This is a genomic window from Mycobacterium parascrofulaceum ATCC BAA-614, from assembly GCF_000164135.1.
In the GTDB taxonomy this organism is placed as follows: domain Bacteria; phylum Actinomycetota; class Actinomycetes; order Mycobacteriales; family Mycobacteriaceae; genus Mycobacterium; species Mycobacterium parascrofulaceum.
Window position 1 is genome coordinate 1 of the sequence record NZ_GG770616.1, and the last position, 1,302, is coordinate 1,302.

At 75.7% G+C, this 1,302-nt stretch carries 1 pseudogene; it reads right to left on the minus strand.

Annotated features, from left to right (window positions below):
- Window positions 1–1,302 (minus strand): annotated as a pseudogene (locus HMPREF0591_RS29840) (chromosome segregation protein SMC); the annotation flags it as partial.

Here is a 1,302-nt window from a genome sequence, read left to right on the forward strand (position 1 = left end):
GCGCACCGCCAGCCGGGCCTCGACCTCGGCGCTGCGGGCGGCGTCGGCGGCGGCGGCGATCCGCTGCCGCACCTCCGCATGGTTGGGCTCCTCGGCGTGCACGTGCTGGGTCTCTTGGGCGTTGCGCAGCCGGTTCTCCAGCTCCGTGACCTCTTCGACCGTTTGCGCGCGGCCCGCTTCGAGCTCCTCGCGCTGCCGCAGCAGCCGGGTCCACTCGTCGTCGGTCGTGCGGGCTTCCTGCCCGAGCCGGCCCAGCTGCTCGTACATCGCCGAGATCGCGGTGTCGGACTCGTTGAGCGCGGCCAGGGCCTGCTCGGCGGAGTCCTGGCGCGCGGCCTGCTCGGTCAGCGCGCCGGACAGCGCCGCGGTCAGCTGCGCGACCTGAGCCTCGGCGGCGGCCAGCTCGCTGCCGGCCTTGTCGATCTCCGAGGTCACCTCGAGGGTGGACAGCTTGCGGTCGGAGCCCCCGCTCACCCAGCCGGCGCCCACCAGGTCGCCGTCGAGCGTGACGGCGCGCAACCGGGGCCTCGCCGCCACCAGCTCGAGCGCCCGGTCCAGATCGTCGACCACCGCGACGCCCGACAGCATCGCCGTGATCGCTCCGCGCAGCCGCTCGGGCGCGTCGATCAGGTCCAGCGCCCACAGGGCGGTGCCGGGCAGCGCGTCCCGCGAAGCCGGGAGGTCGGCGGGCCAGTCGCCCAGCACCAGCGCCGCGCGCCCTCCGTCGGCCTGCTTGAGCGCGGCCACCGCGGACCGGGCCGCGCCGAAGCTCTCGGCGGCCAGCGCGTCGGCCGCGGACCCCAGCACCGCGGCCAGCGCCGCCTCGTACCCGGAGCGAACCTTGACCAGCTTGGCGATCGGCCCGAAAAGCCCTGCTGCCGGATGGTTTTCGGTCAGCCAGGCCGCGCCGTCCTTGCGTTCCAGCCCGACCGACAGCGCGTCGATGCGCGCCCGCAGCGAGGCCACCCGGCGTTCGGCGTCGCGCTCGGCGGACTGCAGTTCGGCGACGCGCTCGTCGGCCAGCCGCAGCGCGGCCACCGTTCGCTCGTGGTGCTCGTCGAGGCCCACCTCGCCCTGGTCCAGCTCGCCGACGCGGGCCTGCACGGTTTCGAATTCCGCCTTGGACTGCTGAGCGCGGGCCGCGGCCTGTTCAATGCGTTCGGAGAGCCGCGCGACGCTGTCGTCGATCGATTCGACGCGCGCCCGCATGGTCTCCACCTGGCCGGCCAGCCGCGCCAGGCCCTCGCGCCGGTCCGCCTCGGCCCGCACGGCCGCCAGGTGGGCGCGGTCGGCCTCGGCCGC